16 protein-coding genes are annotated in these 19,031 nt (G+C 63.2%); 10 read left to right on the top strand and 6 right to left on the bottom strand.

Going from position 1 to position 19,031, the window contains the following annotated elements; all coding sequences use genetic code 11:
* Positions 1-10 precede the first annotated feature (10 nt).
* On the bottom strand, positions 11-2,272 hold the full coding sequence (locus GYH29_RS20795; RefSeq protein ID WP_161524330.1) for a sensor domain-containing diguanylate cyclase: 2,262 nt from the start codon (positions 2,270-2,272) through the stop codon (positions 11-13).
* 151 nt (positions 2,273-2,423) lie between these two features.
* Here GYH29_RS20795 and cysG point away from each other — a divergent pair, with 151 nt between their 5' ends.
* The 10 genes from cysG (at position 2,424) to msbA (ending at position 14,037) form a co-directional block, all read left to right on the top strand.
* On the top strand, positions 2,424-3,815 hold the full coding sequence (gene cysG / locus GYH29_RS20790; protein WP_161524329.1) for a siroheme synthase CysG: 1,392 nt from the start codon (positions 2,424-2,426) through the stop codon (positions 3,813-3,815).
* A 188-nt stretch (positions 3,816-4,003) separates the two neighbouring features.
* Positions 4,004-4,411 (top strand): PTS sugar transporter subunit IIA, encoded by a 408-nt coding sequence (locus GYH29_RS20785; protein ID WP_019100447.1) that lies wholly within the window; start codon positions 4,004-4,006, stop codon positions 4,409-4,411.
* Positions 4,398-4,667: an HPr family phosphocarrier protein gene (locus GYH29_RS20780; RefSeq protein WP_019100446.1), complete on the top strand. Its 270-nt coding sequence runs from the start codon at positions 4,398-4,400 to the stop codon at positions 4,665-4,667. The genes GYH29_RS20785 and GYH29_RS20780 overlap by 14 nt, the downstream gene beginning before the upstream one ends.
* Positions 4,668-4,689: 22 nt before the next feature.
* Entirely contained in the window at positions 4,690-6,429 is a 1,740-nt protein-coding gene (gene ptsP, locus GYH29_RS20775; protein WP_161524328.1) for a phosphoenolpyruvate--protein phosphotransferase, read from the top strand.
* 19 nt (positions 6,430-6,448) lie between these two features.
* Positions 6,449-7,531 carry a putative lipopolysaccharide heptosyltransferase III gene (gene rfaQ / locus GYH29_RS20770; RefSeq protein ID WP_043590010.1) on the top strand — a complete coding sequence of 361 codons (1,083 nt, stop codon included), beginning with the start codon at positions 6,449-6,451 and terminating at the stop codon, positions 7,529-7,531.
* Positions 7,528-8,682: a glycosyltransferase family 4 protein gene (locus tag GYH29_RS20765; RefSeq protein ID WP_043589773.1), complete on the top strand. Its 1,155-nt coding sequence runs from the start codon at positions 7,528-7,530 to the stop codon at positions 8,680-8,682. The genes rfaQ and GYH29_RS20765 overlap by 4 nt, the downstream gene beginning before the upstream one ends.
* A 10-nt stretch (positions 8,683-8,692) precedes the next feature.
* Complete coding sequence (locus tag GYH29_RS20760; RefSeq protein WP_081575858.1) at positions 8,693-9,814, top strand: glycosyltransferase family 9 protein; 1,122 nt, start codon at positions 8,693-8,695, stop codon at positions 9,812-9,814.
* Positions 9,807-11,129, top strand: a complete 1,323-nt coding sequence (locus GYH29_RS20755) for an O-antigen ligase family protein (RefSeq protein ID WP_161524327.1) — start codon at positions 9,807-9,809, stop codon at positions 11,127-11,129. Before GYH29_RS20760 ends, GYH29_RS20755 begins: the two co-directional genes overlap by 8 nt.
* Positions 11,122-12,225, top strand: a complete 1,104-nt coding sequence (locus GYH29_RS20750; RefSeq protein ID WP_043589777.1) for a glycosyltransferase family 4 protein — start codon at positions 11,122-11,124, stop codon at positions 12,223-12,225. Before GYH29_RS20755 ends, GYH29_RS20750 begins: the two co-directional genes overlap by 8 nt.
* Positions 12,226-12,276: 51 nt before the next feature.
* The gene (gene msbA / locus GYH29_RS20745) at positions 12,277-14,037 is read left to right on the top strand and encodes a lipid A export permease/ATP-binding protein MsbA (protein ID WP_043589778.1); all 1,761 of its coding nucleotides are present in this window, start codon (positions 12,277-12,279) and stop codon (positions 14,035-14,037) included.
* A 69-nt stretch (positions 14,038-14,106) separates the two neighbouring features.
* Here the strand turns inward: msbA and GYH29_RS20740 are convergent, their stop codons facing one another.
* The 5 genes from GYH29_RS20740 to GYH29_RS20720 form a co-directional block, all read right to left on the bottom strand.
* Complete coding sequence (locus GYH29_RS20740) at positions 14,107-14,490, bottom strand: type IV pilus assembly protein FimV (protein ID WP_019103344.1); 384 nt, start codon at positions 14,488-14,490, stop codon at positions 14,107-14,109.
* 197 nt (positions 14,491-14,687) lie between these two features.
* Positions 14,688-15,767, bottom strand: a complete 1,080-nt coding sequence (gene aroB, locus GYH29_RS20735) for a 3-dehydroquinate synthase (protein WP_019103343.1) — start codon at positions 15,765-15,767, stop codon at positions 14,688-14,690.
* A gap of 2 nt (positions 15,768-15,769) precedes the next feature.
* Positions 15,770-16,330: a shikimate kinase AroK gene (aroK, locus tag GYH29_RS20730; RefSeq protein WP_081575855.1), complete on the bottom strand. Its 561-nt coding sequence runs from the start codon at positions 16,328-16,330 to the stop codon at positions 15,770-15,772.
* A 69-nt stretch (positions 16,331-16,399) separates the two neighbouring features.
* Entirely contained in the window at positions 16,400-18,514 is a 2,115-nt protein-coding gene (pilQ, locus tag GYH29_RS20725; protein WP_043589785.1) for a type IV pilus secretin PilQ, read from the bottom strand.
* On the bottom strand, positions 18,511-19,029 hold the full coding sequence (locus GYH29_RS20720; RefSeq protein WP_039756086.1) for a pilus assembly protein PilP: 519 nt from the start codon (positions 19,027-19,029) through the stop codon (positions 18,511-18,513). The genes pilQ and GYH29_RS20720 overlap by 4 nt, the downstream gene beginning before the upstream one ends.
* Positions 19,030-19,031 lie beyond the last annotated feature (2 nt).

The raw sequence follows: 19,031 nt of genomic DNA, 5'->3' as shown, positions 1-19,031 counted from the left end.
GGCCGGCATTTTAGCGCAATAGCAGCAATTCCTCGCCGCTGATGCAGTTGCGGCCATTGTGTTTGGCCTGGTACAGCTGTTTGTCCGCCCGGCCCAGCACTTCGTCGATTTCAGTCTCGTCGGCGCGCAGCACGGCGACGCCTATGCTGACCGTGTATTGCAGAGTGCCGGCCTCGCCGTCCGGCAAACGGGCTTCCGCGACGACGCGGCGCAGGCGCTCCGCCGCCAGCAGCGCGTCTTCCATCCGCGTGTCCGGCAGCACCGCGGCGAACTCCTCGCCGCCCAGGCGGCCGCAAATGTCGGTGCTTCGCAGCACGTTGCGGCAGCTTTGCGCGAAGTGGACGATGACTTCGTCGCCCTTGGCGTGGCCATGACGGTCGTTGATGTTCTTGAAGTGATCCAAATCCATCATCAGCACGGTCAAGGACAATTGATAACGCCGGTTGCGTTCGATTTCTCGGCTGGACAGCGCGATGAACTGGCGGCGGTTGCACAGGCCTGTCAGTTCATCCAGGGTGGCGAGCTGATAGAGTTTCTTTTCGTGGGCGTCGCGTTGCAGCGCGATGGCGATCAGGTGGGTGCTGCGTTGAGCCAACTGCAACTCTTCCGGCTCGGGTTGGCGCGGATCCGGGTGATAGATGGCGAAAGCGCCGAGCAGTCGGCGGTCGCTGGAGAATATGGGCGTGGACCAGCAGGCGCTCAGGCCGAAGGGGGCCACCAGGTCGCGGTAGCCGGCCCAAAGTGGGCTGTTGGCGATATCGTCGACGATCACCAGGCTTTTGCGGTGGACGGCGGTGCCGCAGGAGCCGGCCTCCGGGCCCACCGGCACTTGTTCCAGCAGCTTGCGATATCCAGGCGGCAGGCTTTGGCCGGCCGCCAGCCGCAAGGTTTCTCCGGCGGCGTCCAACAGCATGATGGAACAGACGCCGCGGTTCAGCTGCGACTCCATCATTCGACAGATCTGGTTAAGCGTGTCTTGCAACGGCGCATTGCCGGCAATCATCTCCATCACGGCGTTTTCTTCCGCCAGCAGACGTTCGCTCTGGCGACTGTGGGTGATTTCGCGCTCTACCGCCAGAATGCTGCGCAGCTCGCCGCCCAGCCCGAATTCGGGGAACAGCCTCACCTCGAAAATAAAGCGCCGGGTGCCCATGCTCAGCTCCAGCTCGAAGCGGCGGGCCTCGCCGCCGGCGATTAGAACCTCGCACTCCTCGGCAAAACGCGCGCGCGCGGCTTCCGGCCAGGTTTTGTCGTGGACGCTGCGGCCGAGGTGCTCCTCGCGCGTCAGCGTTGAGTAGCGGCTGACGCTGCGGTTGATGAATTGGCAGCGCAGGTCCAGATCGTAGCGGGCAATGACGTCTTCCGAGTTTTCCACCAGAGTGCGGAACTCCTGTTCGCGCCGTAGCATCGCGGACTCGGCCAGTTTGCGCGCTGTGACGATCTGGCACAGCGCGTGGATATGGCTGATGCGGCCCACTTCGTCTTTATGAAACTGGGTGCGTTGCTCCAGCCATTCCCAATGACCGTGAGCGTGGCGCACGCGGAACTCCATGCCGCAGGCGCTTTCTTGTCTTTGCTCCGGGTGACTGAGCAAGGCGGTGAACAGCGAGCGGTCTTCCGGATGAAGCAGCTCCAGCCAGCGTGAAAAAGCCATGCGCTCGGCGTCCGCCGGCAGACCCAACAGGGCGTGCAGCGTTTGAGGCGCGCCGCGCACCGCTTGGCCGGCCAGATCGAACTCCAGCAAACCCAGCCGCGCGTCCTGCAGCGCCTGGCGCCAGCCGCCCAAGTCGCCTCCGGGGCCGTGAGCGGCGGGAGGCTGCAGGTGCAGCAAAAGATGACCGGGAAGCGAGCAGGGCAAGGGAAAGGCCAGCAAATCGGCACGGGCCGCCAGCAGGCCGTCGCGATGACTAGGGTGGGTAGGGTCCAGCAGCAGCGCGAGGTCGTGCCGGCTGAAGCCGTAACCGGCCAGACCGCTGTCTTGGCGCGCGGGCGCAGGCGCATGGCCGGAGACGGCGAGAAGGCTACCGTCGGCGTCGGCCAACGCCAGCGGCTGCCTGCTGTCCCGAACCTGCCGGCTTAGCGTGGCCAGCTGTCGTCGGCGTCGCCATGGCGTCAGGCCTAGCAGCGCCAGCAAGGGGATGAACAGCGGCCAGCCGGCGAGCCAATCCGGCGTCGCGGCTTGCGCGTAGTCGGCCCCGAACAGGCACAGCGAGCCCGCGGCGGCGAACAGTCGACAGTGCGCACTGGCCGGGCGGCGTAAGGCTGGGTTCAAGCGGTTCTCCGGAGGCGCGACGGCGCGCAAAGCTGCAATGATGGCACCTGGCGCAAAGCAGGGCGCTTTTCGTAATATTGATAGCATTCGCCAGCGTCGTTTTTATGCAACAAATGCAGTATGCTGCAAACATTGTTGTGGAGCTGGCCAAATGGATTACTTCCCGATCTTCCTTAAATTACAAGGCGCGCCCTGTTTGCTGGTGGGCGGCGGCGAGGTGGCGCTGCGCAAAGCGCGCCTTTTGCTGTCCGTTGGAGCGGAACTGACAGTAGTGGCGCCGGCGTTGACACCGGAATTGGCCGAGATGGCGAAGCAGGGCCAACTGACGCATTTGCGCGCCTGTTTCGAGCCGGCCCAACTGAGCGGCAGGCGCCTGGTGGTGGCTGCCACCAACGAGCGCGAGGTCAACCGCCAAGTTTCCGTGTCCTGTCAGACCTTGAATATTCCCGTCAATGTGGTGGACGACCCTGATCTGTCCAGCTATATCACCCCGTCCATTGTGGATCGTTCGCCCTTGGTGATCGCCGTGTCCACCGGCGGCGGAGTGCCGGTGTTGGCGCGGTTGATCCGCGGCCGGCTGGAAAGCCTGATTCCCAGCGGGTTTGGGCGATTGGCGCGTTTTGCCGCCGGTTTCCGTGACCGGGTCAAAGCCGGCATTCCCGACGTTGAACGTCGTCGGACGTTCTGGGAGTCGGTGCTGGAGGGGCCGCTGGCCGAAGCGGTGATCAACGGAGACGAGGCTGCCGCCGTGCAGGCGATGGAGCGACGGCTGGAGGACGCCGGCAAGCAGACTGCGCAGGGCGCGGTCTATCTGGTGGGGGCGGGACCGGGCAATCCGGATTTGCTCACCTTCCGGGCGCTGCGGCTGATGCAGCAGGCCGACGTGGTCTTGCACGACAATCTGGTGGCGCCGGAGCTGCTGGAGCTGGTGCGACGCGACGCCGAGCGCATTTATGTGGGAAAGGCCAGAGCCAACCATGCGCTGCCGCAAGGCGACATCAATCTCTTGATGGTAGAACTGGCGCAACAAGGCAAGCGGGTGTTGCGGCTCAAGGGCGGAGATCCGTTTACTTTCGGCCGTGGCGGCGAAGAAATCGAGACGCTGGCGGCGCATGGCATCGCCTTCGAAGTCGTGCCCGGCATCACTTCCGCCAGCGGTGCGGCGGCGTACGCCGGCATACCGCTGACCCATCGGGATTACGCGCAGTCGGTGACCTTCGTGACCGGACACAAGCAGGACGGAAGCATTCACCTTGACTGGCCCGCGTTGACGCGGCCGGCTCAGACCGTAGTAGTCTACATGGGCGTGTCCACTGCTCAGGAACTGTGCCTCGCTTTCATCGAGCACGGCAAGCCGGCGACGACGCCGGCCGCCGCGGTGGAATGGGCGACCACCGAACGGCAGCGAACGGTGGCGGGCACGCTGCGGGATCTGCCGGAACTGATGTCCAAGCATCATATTGCTTCGCCCGCCTTGATCATTGTCGGCGAGGTGGTGGGATTGGCGGACAAACTGGGTTGGTACCGGACCCGAGTCTGTTGACGTTTGTTTTACCGTTGCGCTGGCTGGGAAAAGCGCGCTATACAAGGCGGAAGGACGCGGGTAAATAAGATGTCGACAGACCCTCGGAGAATACTGCTGATACAATGGCAGACTGACGTGTTGATCAACCTTTTTGCTTCAGCGTCCCGGCCCCGCGCCGACGACGCTGCCAACATGAAGAATCAGGCATGGTAGGTGTATTGATAATCGCGCATGGCGACTTGGGGCGCAGTCTGGCGGATTGCGCCAGGCATATCCTGGGTCGTGAGCCGGAAAATCTGGCATTGATGGCGGTCGACAAGACCGATGACCCGGAAAGCAAGCAAGCCGAAGCCCAGTTGCTGGTGGACAGGCTGGACGTGGGTGACGGGGTGGTGATCCTGACCGATATGTATGGCGGCACGCCGTCCAATATCGCCAGCCGGTTGATCCGGCCGGGGCGAGTGGAGGCGGTGGCGGGGGCGAGTCTCCCCATGGTAGTCCGAGCCTTGTGCTATAGCAGCCAGCCATTGGAAATCGTCGTGAGCAAGGCGATCACCGGCGGCCTGGAGGGCGTGCTTTATATTATTCCGGGGGAAGGCAATGCTGCGAATTGAAGTGGAAATCATCAACAAGCTCGGCCTGCATGCCCGCGCCTCCAGCAAGTTCACTCAGCTGGCCAGCCGCTACAAAAGCGATATTTTCATTGCGCGCAACAATCGCCGGGTCAACGGCAAAAGCATCATGGGCGTGATGATGCTGGCGGCGGCCAAGGGGGCGACCGTGGAGTTGGAGGTGAGCGGGGAGGATGAGCAAGTGGCGTTGGACGCCCTGGTGGCCCTGATCAATAACCGATTCGACGAAGCCGAATAAGCCGGAGCCTAAGGACGGGACGATGAGCATCATCCTGCACGGGGTGGCCATAGGCGGCGGCATTGCCATTGGCCGCGCCCATTTGATTTCGCGCAGCATGGACGATGTCGCGCACTATCTGCTGGAGGACGAGGAAGTCCCGGCGGAATTGGCGCGCTTCGATGAAGCCATCCGCGATACTCGCAAAGAGCTGGAAATGTTGTGGGGCAGTATTCCGGAGAACGCGCCGGCGGAGCTGGGCGCCTTCCTGTCTTTGCACATCATGCTGTTGGGCGACGTCACCATCTCGCGCGAGCCGCGCGAAATCATCGAAAAACAGCGTTGCAACGCCGAGTGGGCGCTGAAGCTGCAATGCGAGTCCTTGGTCGAGCAGTTCGACGCGATCGAGGAAGATTATCTGCGCGAACGCAAGAACGATGTGCTTCAAGTGGTGGAGCGCATCTTCAAGAACCTGGACGGCGACGTGCCGCAACTGCCTGCGCCGGAAGACTTGGTCGACGACCACATTCTGGTGGCGCATGATCTGTCGCCGGCCGATATGGTCTATTTCAAGGACTCCAACTTCGCCGCCTTCGTCACCGACGTCGGCGGCGCCACTTCGCATACCGCGATTCTGGGACGGAGCCTGGACCTGCCGTCGGTGATCGCCTTGCATCACTCGCGCGAACTGATCCGTGAAGACGAGTTGATCATCGTCGACGGCCTGCAAGGCGTGGTGATCATCAATCCTGACGATTTGGTGCTGGCTGAGTACCGCCGCCGGCTGCGCGCCTGGCGCGACGCCCGGCGCAAGCTGTCGTCTATCCGCAAGTCCAATGCCAAGACCCAGGACGGCACCGCGATCGAACTGCTGGCCAATATCGAGTTGCCGCAGGACGTGGAAGACGTGCGCAAGTCCGGCGCGGTGGGCGTGGGCCTGTTCCGCAGCGAATTCCTGTTTCTGGGCCGCGATACTTTGCCGGACGAGGACGAGCAGTACGAAGCCTACCGGCATGTGGCGGAAACCATGAAGGGTTTGCCGGTGACCATCCGCACGATGGATCTGGGCGCGGACAAAAACCCCAAGTGGCTGAACCACGCGGTGGCGGACAATCCGGCGTTGGGCCTGACGGGCATTCGACTATGCCTGGCCGAGCCGTTGATGTTCCGCGCGCAGCTGCGGGCCCTGTTGCGCGCCTCGGTGCACGGCAAGATCAAGGTCTTGTTCCCGATGGTGAATTCGCTGCCGGAGCTGAAGCAGGCGCTGGCGCAGTTTGAATACGCCAAGCAGGAGCTGCGCGAGGAGAAGATCGCCTATTCGGAAGAGATCGAAGTGGGCGCGATGATTGAAATCCCGTCGGCGGCGCTGGTGGTGGGCAGCTTTCTCAAGCATATCGACTTCCTGTCGGTGGGCACCAACGATTTGATCCAGTACACGCTGGCGATCGACCGCAACGACGATTCGGTCAGCCATCTGTATGATCCCATCCATCCGGCGGTGTTGAAGCTGATCCTGCACACCATCAAGGCCGGCATCAAGGGCGGGGTGCCGGTGTCGGTTTGCGGTGAGATGGCCGGCGACGCCAGACTGACGCGTTTGCTGCTGGGCATGGGCCTGCGCAAGTTCTCCATGCATCCGGCCAACCTGCTGGCGGTCAAGCAACAGGTGCTCAATACTCACCTGGATCAGATCGCGCCGATTGCGGCGCGCATGCTTAGAACCGAAGACCCTGATAAAATCGCCGATCTTTTGCAACAACTGAATGCCGAGCCGGGTGTCTGATCCGGCTTTTTCCTTTCTTATGCTGAACGATCCCATCGACCTGAACGCCGTGCGTCGGGTGCTGGTCATCAAGCTGCGCCACCATGGCGACGTGCTGCTGACTTCGCCACTGTTTTCCGCGCTGCAGCAGCAGGCGCCGCATCTGGAGATCGACGCGCTGGTCTACCATGACACCCGTGAGATGCTGAGCCTTCACCCGGCAATTGCGCAACTGCACACCATAGACCGCAACTGGAAAAAACGTGGGCCGCTGGGTCAGGCTCGGGCTGAACTGGCTCTGCTGAGCCAGTTGCGCGCCCGCGGCTACGATCTGGTGATCACGCTGACCGAGCATAATCGCGGGGCATGGCTGGCGCGCTTGCTCGCGCCGCGCTGGTCGGTGGGGCCGCAGGGCCCTTACGGGCGCTTCTTTAAGAAGAGCTTTACTCACCGCTATCTGCAGGTTCCGGGCAACCGCCGCCACACCATTGAAATCCATTTGGACGCTTTGAGGCGGATTGGCGTTTATCCGAATGAAAGCCAGCGTGAGCTGGTGTTGGTGCCGGGGCACAACGCAGAGGCCACGCTGGCGGCCAAGCTGGCCGAGCGCGGTTTGCGGCCGGGCGCCTACATTCTGGTGCACCCGACCTCCCGCTGGTCGTTCAAGAGCTGGCCGGCGGAGAAAATGAGCGCGCTGATCGACGCCTTGAGCGCGCGCGGCGAACAACTGGTGCTGTCGGCCGCGCCGGGCGAGGAAGAAATGGCGATGATCGCCGACATCGAAGCGCGGCTGGAACGGCCGGTGGCCAGCCTGGCCGGCCAGCTGAGCCTGAAGGAGCTGGCGGCGGCGATAGATCAGGCGCGCTTGTACATCGGCGTGGATTCGGTGCCCATGCATATCGCCTCGGCGATGAAGACGCCTTGCGTCGCCTTGTTCGGTCCGTCGGGGGATGTTGAATGGGGGCCGTGGCAGGTGCCGCACCGGGTGGTGTCGGAGCCGGTGCCCTGTCGCCCCTGCGGCAACGCCGGCTGCGGCGGAGGCTGGCAGAGCGAATGTCTGCAGCGCATCAAAGTGGACGCAGTGCTGGCGGCGGTGGACGCGGTCTTGAAGGAGAGCGCATGAAGCGGCTGGCGATTATCCGGCAGAAATACAACCCGGCGGGCGGCGCGGAGCGCATCGTCAGCGCCATCGTCAAGCAATTGCAGGCCGGCGGCGAGTTCAGCCCGCTGTTGATCAGCCGCAATTGGGAAACCCTGCCGGGCGTGGAAACGGTAGGGATCAAACCATTCTATTTGGGTAGTGTTTGGCGCGACTGGAGTTTTGCCCGCGCCGCCCGTGCCGCGTGGAAGAAGGCCGGCGCCGACCTAGTGCAATCGCACGAGCGCATTCCCGGTTGCCATGTGTTCCGCGCCGGCGACGGCGTGCACGCCGCCTGGCTGGACGCGCGGTTGGAAGGCGCGTCCTGGTGGCGGCGGCTGAGCACCTTTTGCAACCCTTACCACCATTTCATGCTACGCACCGAGCGCGCGATGTTCCGGCATCCGGCGTTGCGGGCGGTGATTTGCAATTCGGAGTTGGTGCGCGACGACGTGGTGGGCCGTTTCGGCGTGGACCCTAGGCGTTGCGCGGTGATCCGCAACGGCGTGGATAGCGACTTTTTCAATCCGGCGGCGGCGCGCGAGCAGCGGGAAGCGCTGCGCGAGCGATACGGCATTCCGCAAACGGCGCCGGTGCTGGTCTACGTGGGCTCGGGCTTCGAGCGCAAGGGCGTGGCGCAGGCGCTGCGTGCCATCGCGCCGCACGCGGCCGTGCATCTGGTGGTGGTGGGCGGCGACAAGAAGCTGGCGCGCTATCAGAGCCTGGCGGCGCGCTTGGGGGTGTCCGAGCGCGCGCACTTCACCGGTCCGCAGCGCGATGTCCGCAGCTATTACGGCCTGGCGGACGGCTTCATCCTGCCTACGCTGTACGAGCCGTTTGGTTCGGTGGTGATAGAGGCGATGGCCTGTGGCCTGCCTGTGCTGACCAGCACCCGTTGCGGCGGTGCGGAGTTGCTGGAGCCGGGCGTCACCGGCTGGCTGGCCGCGGCGGGGGATGCCGCCGCCTGGCAAGACAATGTGGCGGCCTGGCTGGCCGCGCGCGCGGATTGGCCGCGCAGCGGCGAGCTTGCGCGCGCGCGGGTGGCGGGCTTGAGCGAGAGCAATATGGTGGCGCAGATGCTGGCCTTGTACCGGGAGCTGTCGGCCGTCGGCGGCGGGCGCGGAGCTGGCGAATGAGGGACTGGCGATGAGGCCGGGACGCTTTCCCGGACGCTTGCTGATTTTCGCGGCGCTGTTGTTGCGGCTGCCCTGGCAGTGGCTGCGCCGCAAGCCGGACCCCGAGAGCGCGCGCCGGATACTGATTCTGCATCAGTTTCTGCTGGGCGACGCCTTGATGGCGACCAGCCTGCTAGCCAAGGCGCGTGAGCGTTTTCCCAAGGCGGAGATCGTGCTGGCTTGTCCGCCGGGACAAGCGCCGCTGTATGAAACGCGCCCCTATGGTATTCGGCCGTTGCCCTGGCAGCCGCGCGATTTTGCTTCAATCCGGCGTTTGTTCGCCGAGGAGCGTTTCGATATCGCCTACCTGATGGGCGAAAACCGGCTGAGCTTTCTGGCGCGCGCGATCGGCGCCCGCTGGATTGTCGGCTTCGCCGGGGAAACGCCGCGCTACAAGAACTGGCTGCTGGACGAGGCGGTGCCGTACGCCGGGCAGCCGGAAGCCTGGACCGATACCGCGGCGCGCTTGATCGACGGGCCCGAGCCCCAACCGTTTCGTTTGCAGGATTGGCAGGTAGCGGCTGAAGGGGTACCGCCCTTGCCGCCGCGTTTCGTCGTTTTGCACGTCGGCGCGAGTTCGGCGACCCGCTTCTGGCCCGTGGGAAGTTGGAACCGGGTTGCTGCCACTGTCCGGGATTGCCGGTGCACGGTTGTGTGGTCGTGTGGGCCGGGGGAGCAGCATTTGCTGTCGGCCATTGATGTGGAGCCTGACGATATCGTCATGGCCGGCACGCTGAGCCTGGTGCAATTGCGCGCCGTCTTGAGCCGCGCCCGTGCCTGCGTGTGTCCGGACACCGGCATCGCACATCTGGCCAAAGTGGCGGGCGCACCCTTGCTGATGCTGTTCGGACCGGGCAGCGAGACCTTGTTCGGCGCGAGCCGTTTTTTCGCCGGCTTCACCTGCGTCGGCGTCGGCCCCGCATGGTTTCCTTGCCGCAACCAGCGCAGCGTGCATTATCGCGATGTCGATTGGGCTTTGCGTTGTTTCAGAAAATTTGGCGATCAGGCCGGCGAATGCCGTCAGGCGCAGTGCATGGCCGCTGTGCCAGCCGGGCAGGTGGCCGAGACCTTGGAAAAACTTCTGCATGAATGATCATCTGAGTATCGAACCCCGCTGGCATGGCCGCTTGGCGGTTGGCCTGTCCCTGGCGTTTTTGACCTTGGCCAATGTGTCCCACACGATTGCGCTGCGCTATGTGATCTTGCTGGTGATGTTGATCCTGGTGGCGAAAGACTATGCCGGGCTCAAGCGCCAATGGCGCGAGCAGCGCGGGCCTGTTGTCGCCGTAGGCGCGTTCTTGTTATATGCATTGCTGCACACCCTATTGCTTTCAATGTGGTCGGAAGCCTCCGTCAGCGAATTCCGCAGCCAGCTATTGATCGGCGGCTTGTGGTTTGCGGCTGGCCTGGCTTTGTTCCGCGCGCCTCGGCGCTGGACGATTTCGGACTTGGTCATCGTCGCCGGCTGCGTATTGGCCTTGGCGGAGTTCGGCCATGGCGCTTACGTCTATCTGACCGTCGGACAGTGGCCGTACCACGCAGTACTCACCACTGCCACCAAGCTGGAGTTCACCTTCTTCATGAACTTTGTGCTGGCCTTCATTGTGGCTGCGTTTTGCTTCGGGCAACGCGGGGCCCAGCCGCTGACGCGCTTTCCCCGCTGGATTTTGGGCTTGGCTGCGGCTTTGATTCTGTTTGTCAGCCTCAAGGCGGGGGCGCGCAATGGCATGATCGGTCTTGTCTACCTGATGTTGTCCATGCTGCTGGTTTATTCCGTGTTTGAAGGGCTGAAGATAGGCTGGGGCAAGACTTTGCTTATTGCCGGCGTGGTCCTGGCCGCGGCGGGCAGTATCGCCGCGTATACGATCAAGCAGGATAGCCGGAATCAGGTATTTGTAGAGTCGGCGGCTGCCGGATGGCACTATGCCGGCACCAAGGCCTGGCTGCGGATGGAGCCCTATCCGAAGATGGCCAATGGTCAGTCCGTGGACCCGTCCGCCTACGAACGAGTGGCCTGGATTCACAGCGGTCTTGACCTCATTGCAGCCAAGCCCATGGGTTATGGCTATAGCCGCAATGCTTTCACCAATGCCTTGACGGCGACGGGCCATCCCAATCAAGTAGGCCACAGTCATAGCGGCTTCATCGATCTGGGCGTGGGCTTGGGCGTGGTCGGCATCGCCCTATGGCTGGCGTTTTGCGGCGTGTTGATCTGGACCGGCTACCAAGCCTTCCGTCTGCGCCGCGATACGCTGGGGCTGGTGCTGATGCTGGTGAGCTGCGGTTTCCTCGGGCGCATGTTGTTGGAAAGCGTGAACAAGGATCATATGCTGCATATCTTTCTGTTCACCGCCGCCGCCTTGTTGGCGGAGCTGAGACAGCGGGAGAAAGGCGCGGCGCATGAGTGATTGGGTGTTGTTCACCGAGTCCTCCCCCAATGTCGGCGGGCAGGAGTTGCAGCTGATGCAGCAGATGCGCCTGTTGGGGGAGCGCGGTTTTCGTCCGGTGCTGGCCTGCCGGCCGCAGACGCGGGTGATGGAGGAGGCTTGCCGGCGCGGCTTGGAAGTATTGCCGCTGCGTTTTCGCAACAGTCTCCACCTGCCGTCTATTTTGGCCTTGAGCGCCTGGATGCGGCGTCATCGCCCGCGGCTGGCCATCTGCCACAGCGGTCACGACAGCAATAATCTGGCCATTGCCGCGCGACTGACGGGGCGGGGCCGGCCCTTCCTGCTGCGTTCGCGCACTTATCAGCCCGGCCAGGCGTCGGCCTGGAGCTATAACCAGCTGATGGACGCGACCATGTTGCCCAGCGCTTATCTGAAGCGCTGTTTGCTGGAGAATCCGGCGATCCGAGCCGACAAGCTGCACGTAGTCTATCCCGGCATTGATTTCGACGCTCTGGACCAGGCCGCCGCGCTGCCCTTGCCGCCAGAGCTGGAACAGTGGCTGTCCCGTTCCGCAGGCCCCTTGCTGGTGCAGGCGGCGATGTTGCGTGGTGAAAAAGGACATAGGACGGTGTTGGCGGCCTTGGGCTTGCTGAAGAACAAATGGCCGGACGCGCGTTATGTGATTGCGGGGGAAGGGCCGGAGCAGCAGGCGATCGCCGAACTGGCGCGGCAATTGGGCTTGCAGCACAGAGTCTTGCTCGCCGGCGTGGTAAGCCCGGTGGCGGCTCTACTGGCGCGTGCCGATCTGGTGTTGATGCCGTCCAGCTATGAGCCGCTGGGCATGTCGCAGATCGAGGCGTTGGGCCTCAGCGTGCCGGTGATCGCCAGCGATACCGGCGGCATTCCCGAGACCATGCGCCACGGCGAAACCGGCGTGTTGGCGCCGCCGGGCGACGCTGCCGCCTGGGCCGAGGCGATCGACCAGGCGCTGAGCCAGCCGGCAATGATGAAGGCCTGGGCTCAGGCCGGGCGCGTCGATGTACGCTCGCGCTTCGCGCCGGAACAGAATTTGCGGCGCATCCTTGAACTTGGCGGTTTGAACGCGCCGGGGTTGTGAGGCTCTGATTCATGACCGCCCGCGGACGCGGGCGTTGGACGATAGGAACGAATGAAGAATTCTTTGCATAGCAACTGGGCGATCTACCGCCGCTTGCTGGGATATTTGGGCCGTTATTGGAAGGTCTTTCTGATCTCGCTGGTGTCGATGACGGTGGCGGCCTTGACCGAGCCGGCCTTCGCCCGCCTGATGAAGCCCTTGATCGACAACGGTTTCGTCAACCGCGACCCGCATGCGATCGCCTGGGTGCCCTTGGCCATCATCGGCGTGTTCGCGGTGCGCGGCGTTACCAGCTTCATCAATGAATACACCTCCAGCTGGCTGACCGGGCATCTGGTGCAGACGCTGCGCGAACAGATGTTCGCCAAGATGCTGCGCCTGCCGGTGCAGTACTATGCCGACAACCAGTCCGGCCGTCTGGTGTCGCGGATTTCCTACGACGTCAACCAGGTCACCGAAGCCGGCTTCAGCGTGATCACGGTCACGGTCAAGGACGGCGTCACCGCGATCAGCCTGCTGGCCTGGCTGCTGTACATAGACTGGCAGTTGACGCTGATCTGTCTGCTGGTGCTGCCGGTGGTGTCGTTCTGCATGCGGGTGGTGGGCAAGCGCCTGCGCAATCTGTCGCGCGAGAACCAGCAGAATATGGCCTTGTTGACCCAGGTTTTGGGCGAGGGCATCAGTTGCCAGCGCGTGATCAAGGTCTACGGCGGCGAAGCGCGCGAGAGCGAGCGCTTTCACCAGGCGGCGGCGGCCATCCGCCGCAACGCGGTCAAGCAGAGCGCGGCGACCTCCGCCAACACCGGCGTCACTCAGCTGATGATCGCCTGCGCCTTGGCCGCCATCCTGTATTTCGCCACGCTGCGCGCGCAGGGCGGCGCGTTCACCGCCGGCGACTTCATGTCCTTCTTGACCGCGATGATGCTGCTGTTCGCGCCGGTGAAACGCATCACCGGCATTGCCCAGGCGATGCAGCGCGGCCTGGCGGCGGCGGAGTCGGTCTTCGATTTCCTCGACTTGCCGGAAGAGCCCGATCACGGCCGCACCGCCTTGCCGCGCACACGCGGCAAGTTGCAGCTGTCGGGGGTGAATTTCCGCTACCCGGCGGCGGAGCGGCAGGTGTTGCGAGACATCAACCTGCAGGTCAATCCCGGCGAAACCGTCGCCTTGGTCGGTTCGTCCGGCAGCGGCAAAACCACCCTGGTCAGCCTGATTCCGCGATTTTACGATCCGGACGACGGCGAAATCCGTTTGGACGACGTGCGCTTGCAGGACATGCCCTTGAACGATCTGCGCCGGCATATCGCCATGGTCAGCCAGGACGTGCTGTTGTTCAATGACAGCGTGGCGGCCAATATCGCCTACGGCGAAGCCTCGCACAGCCGCGAAGCAGTGGTGGAAGCCGCGCGCGCGGCCAATGCGCTGGAGTTCATCGAGGCGATGCCGGAGGGCTTTGACACCCTGATAGGCGAAAACGGCGTACGCCTGTCCGGCGGCCAGCGTCAGCGGCTGGCGATTGCTCGCGCCCTGCTGAAGAACGCGCCGCTGTTGATTCTGGACGAGGCGACTTCGGCACTGGACACGCAGTCAGAAAGACTAGTGCAAAGCGCGCTGGAAAACCTGATGAAGAATCGCACCACTATCGTGATCGCCCATAGACTGTCGACGATTGAAAGCGCCGATCGTATCGTGGTGATGCATCACGGCGAGATCGCCGAGGAAGGCTCGCACGCGCAGCTGCTAGCGCGCGAAGGACTCTACGCCAAGCTGCACAGCCTGCAGTTCAAGGACGAGGACGGCGAGGCGGGCTGAGCGGTTATGGCGGTGAACGCAAATCGGCCAAGGCGGATGCCTTGGCCGATTTGTTGTGTGGACTGTGATTCAGAGCTTGGCTTCAAACAACGGGTCTTGCGGCGCTAAGCGGCGGCCGTTCTCCTGAATGGTGTGCCAAACCGGCTGGCCTTGCACTTGCGACTGAACATCGCGCGCCAGCAGGCAATAGGCTTCGCGATTGCATTCGCTGGAATAGGCCCGCAACAAAGTGACTTTGGCCGGAAGGTTGTCCGGATTGTCGCGCAGCGAATCTTTCAGTACCCGCACCGCGTCGCGGGTACGGCCGTAGGCGAGGAAAACTTCCGCCTCGCCAACAGGATCAATGCCGCGCTGGCACGGCTTGGTATAACGTACTTTCTTCCAAAAGAATTGCAGGGCGTAATATCCCGCCATCAGTCCAAAACTGGCGGCAAACGCGCTCAACGCTACCATGTGGCTTCTCCCCTTCCGCTTTGCAACGACTTGGCCTCGCCGGCGGTTCCCCGATATTATGCGCTCGGGCTTCAAGCTTTGCGCGGGGCTGACCTGCCGGCCTTCTCCATCTCCGGTAGATTCATTATTCTGATGAAGCGGCGCAAGCGGCAATCCGTAGAAATCCTTATCGGATCTGTACCGATACCGTTTGAGCGTTAACTATTTCTGTCCAGTATTTTCTCGAGTATTGCAGAAGGCAGGCCGGCCTGAATAGTGGCGCGTCCCAGTTGTTGCAATAGCACAAATCGGATGGTGCCCGCTTCCACCTTCTTGTCGTGGCTCATTAACTCCAGCCAGCGCGTCAGCGGCATCCGCGGGCTTTTGACTGGTAGGCCGGCGGCGGCCACCAGGCCGCGCACGCGTTCGACGTCCGAGGAGGATAGCCAGCCCAGTTCGGCGGAGGCGGCGGCAGCCAGCACCATGCCGGCGCCGATGGCTTCGCCATGCAGCCAGGCGCCGTAGCCCAGGCCGGCTTCGATGGCGTGGCCGAAGGTGTGGCCCAGATTGAGCAGGGCGCGCACGCCTTGCTCCTTTTCATCCTGGCCGACGATGTCAGCTTTCATCTCGCAGCTGCGCTTGACCGCATGCTGCAACGCGTCGGGGTCGCGCGCGCGCAGGCGCGGCATGTTTTCCTCCAGCCAGCCTAGGAAGGCCGCGTCGCCCAGCAGACCGTACTTGATCACTTCGGCGAGGCCGGCGGACAACTCGCGCTCCGGCAGCGTGTCCAGCAGCGACATGTCGGCGATCACCGCTTTGGGCTGGTAGAACGCGCCTATCATGTTCTTGCCCTGCGGATGATTGATCGCGGTCTTGCCGCCGACAGAGGAGTCGACTTGCGCCAGCAGAGTGGTGGGAATCTGGATGAAGGGCGCGCCGCGTTGATAGCAGGCGGCGGCGAAGCCGGTCATGTCGCCGACGACGCCGCCGCCCAGCGCGATCAAGGTGGTCTTGCGTTCGGCGTTGCGCGACAGCAAGGCGTCGAAAATCAGGTTCAGCGTATTCCAGTCCTTGTGCTGCTCGCCATCCGGAAGCACAACGCTGAAGGACTCGATCCGATGTTGGGCCAGCGCCTGTTGCAGCCGGGCCAGATAGAGCGGCGCCACGGTCTCGTTGCAGACGATGGCGACCTTGGGCAAGGGCAGGTGGGGAAGCAGCAACTCGACCTGTTCCAGCAAGTCCCGGCCAATGTGAATCGGGTAACGGGTGTCGGGCAGGATCAGGTCGAGGGTAATCACAATCAGCTTCCTTGTGCGGGTCTGTGTTTGGGGGGGAGGCCGGCGAGTTGCTCCATCAGGCGGGCAACCAGCAGGCTGACATTCTGCTGCGTGGTGTCGACGACGATGTCGGCCACCTCGCGGTATAAGGGGTCGCGCTCCTGGAACAGGCTTTCCAGCTTGGCCCTGGGGTCGGCGATTTGCAGCAATGGACGGTTTTTGTCGTGCAGGGTGCGGGCCAGCAGATCGTCTATGGTGGCGCGCAGATAGATCACGGTGCCGTGAGCGGCCAGGCAGGCGCGGTTTTGCGGGCGGATGATGGCGCCGCCGCCCGTGGCCAGAACGATGTTGTCCAAGCGGGCGAGGTCGGCGATGACCGAGGTTTCCCGGTCGCGGAAGCGCAACTCCCCCTCGATGTCGAAGATGGTCGCGACGCGCACGCCAGTCCTGGCCTCGATCTCGTGGTCAGAGTCGTAAAAGGTTTTGTCGGTGCGCCGCGCCAAAGCTCGGCCCACCGTGGTCTTGCCCGCGCCCATCAAGCCGACCAGAAAAAAATTGCCTGCCGGTTTCTCCATGGCAGGCATTGTAGCCGAGCTTGGCCGCGCTGTCTTTCGGCGTTGCAGCAGCGCCAAGGGCGCTGCGCGGCCGGGGTTTTACTGATTATTGCCGCTCAGGTCCTCCACCACGCGCGGTGTGATGAAAACCAGCAATTCCGTGCGGTTGTCGTACTTCTGCGAACTGCGGAACAGCGCGCCCAGGAAGGGAATGTCGCCTAGCAGCGGCACTTTGTTGACGATGTCGCTGATCTGCTGTTGGTAGATGCCGCCGATCACCACGGTGCCGCCGTTCTCCACCAGCACTTGAGTGGTGACCTTCTTGGTGTCCAGCGCCGGAGTGCCGCCCACGGTCAGCGTTGGGCTGACGCTGTCCTTGTTTACCTTGATGTCCAGCATCACGTGGTTGTCCGGCGTGATCTGCGGCTTGACGTTCAGGCTGAGCACCGCTTTTTTGAACGAGGTGGAGGTGGCGCCGCTGGACGAGGCTTCCTGATAGGGAATCTCGGTACCCTGTTCTATGGTGGCTTCCTGCCTATCCGCGGTCATGATGCGCGGACTGGAAATCACCCGTCCCTTGTTCTCGGTCTGCAGTGCTTGCAACTCCAGGCCGATGATGGCGGATTTGCCCACGGTGTAAAGCGCGGTTAGCGAGCCGGCGGGGTTGGTAATGGGCAGATTGATGCCGGGCTTGATGACGTAGGGGCTGGCGGTGGCGTTGTTTAGACGGCCATTGGCGTTGGTGATGGCGTTGTCCAGTCCGCCGCCGGAAATGATGCCGTTGCTGGTAAAACGGTCATAGGACAGCTTGACGCCCAGATTGCGGCTCCAGTTGTCGGTGGCTTCGACGATTCGCGCCTCGATCAGCACCTGCTTCACCGGCACATCGGTCTTGCCTATGATGTCGCGGATCTTGTCTATGGTGCTGCCGGTGTCGTTGATGATCAGGGTATTGGTTTTGGGGTCGATCAGCGCGCTGCCGCGCTCGGTCAGAATGCTTTCCTTCTTGCCGGTGGTGTTCGTGCCGTCCAGCACCTTCTTGAAGTCTTCCGCCGAGCGGTAGCGCAGCACAAAGGTTTCCGAGCGCACCGGCTCCAGCGTGGCCAGCTGCTGCCTGGCTTCCTGCACCTGCTTGTCGCGCGCCAGCAATTCTTCGCGCGGCGCAATCTGAATGATGTTGCCGGCGCGGCGTTGGTCCAGGCCCTTAGTCTGCAGGATCAGGTCCAGCGCCTGGTCCCAGGGCACGTCTTTCAGCCGCAGCGTGATATTGCCGTTGACCGAGTCGCTGGTGACGATGTTGAGGCCGGTGAATTCGGCAATCACCTGCAAGACGGTGCGCACTTCGATGTTCTGGAAGTTCAGCGACAGCTTGTCGCCCTTGTACTGCGGTTTCTGATTGCTGTCGGCGCTGGCGGCGGATTCCGGCGCCGGCCGGCGGATTTCGACGACCAACTGGCCGTCGGTCTGGTAGGAGGAGAAATCCCAGTCGCCCTGCGGCTGAATCTGGATGCGGCTGTTGCCGCCCTGATTGCGGGCGTCGATCTTGGACACCGGGGTGCCGAAGTCGGAAACATCCAGGCGTCGCTGGTTCTGCCTGTCTAGTTGGGTGCCCAGCACGTCCACCAGCAATTGTTTGCCTTCGCGGCGGATATCGACCGGGGTATTGGCGGACGGCAGCTTGATCTCCACCCGGCCTTCGCCGTTCTTGCCGCGGCGGAAGTCCAGCGCCAGCGGCTGAGCGCTGGCGATCTGAGCCTGGCTTGGGCGCGCGGCGGTTTGCGGGCTTGCGGCGGGGCGCTCTACCGGCGTGGCGGCTTGAGCGGCATTGCCCAGATTCGGGTTCAGCGTGACCCGCAGCGTGTTACCGGCCACGCTGCTGCTGTACAGCGCGTTGCGGCTCAGGCTCAGCACCAGCCGGGAGCGGCCGTTGGCTTCCACCGCCACCGCCGATTTAACCAGCGGGCCGCCGAAGTCTTGCTGCGGCTTGGCCATCTTGACGCTGGCGCCCGCGAAGTCGAAGGCGATGCGCGGAGGGTTGGCGATGGCGAAGCTGTTGGGCTGGACGGCGGGGCCGTCAAAGCTGACTTGCAGCACCTGTTGGTCGCCGTCGCCGTTGGCGAGCTGGATCGCGGTGATCGCCGGGCCGGCGTCGGCGAAACTGAACAGCAGGGACAGGCCCAGCCCGGACAACAGTTTGATGGAGTGCTTGCTCATTTGTTTTGCCCTTGTTCGTCCAGGTACATGCTGGTGTTGCGCTGCACCCATTCTCCGTTCAAATCTTCCACGGTCTCGGTCAACTGGATGTCCGTGTCGCCGACTTTCTTGATCTGGCCGAAATTGGGCCCGACGAAATTACCGGCCTGAACGCGGTAAATCGCGCCTTCCGGCGTGCGCACCAAGCCGTAGTTGGCGCCGCCGCGGCGGATGACGCCGACAATCTTCAACTTGTCCAGATCGTAGTTTTCCAGCGCTTCGCGCGGCCGCTTCATGTCCGGCGCGTTTGCCAGGTTCTGGTTCTTGGCCGCGGCGAGTTTCTGCGAGTTGAAGGGGTCTAGCAGGTCAAAGGCCTGATAGGCGAACGGCCGGTAGGGCTGAGCCTGAGGCAAAGGCTCGATCTGGCCGCGCAGGCCCTGGGTGCTGGTTTGCATCCACTGGCGCAGATCATCGGTATCGCTGCTGCCGCAGGCGGCGAGCAGCAAGGGCAGTAAGCAAGCGAGAGTTCTTGTCATGG

The sequence above is a fragment of the Chromobacterium haemolyticum genome, from assembly GCF_009936155.1.
Taxonomy (GTDB): Bacteria; Pseudomonadota; Gammaproteobacteria; order Burkholderiales; family Chromobacteriaceae; genus Chromobacterium; species Chromobacterium haemolyticum.
Note: the sequence above shows the minus strand (reverse complement) of the source record. Positions and strands in the feature narration are given on the sequence as shown.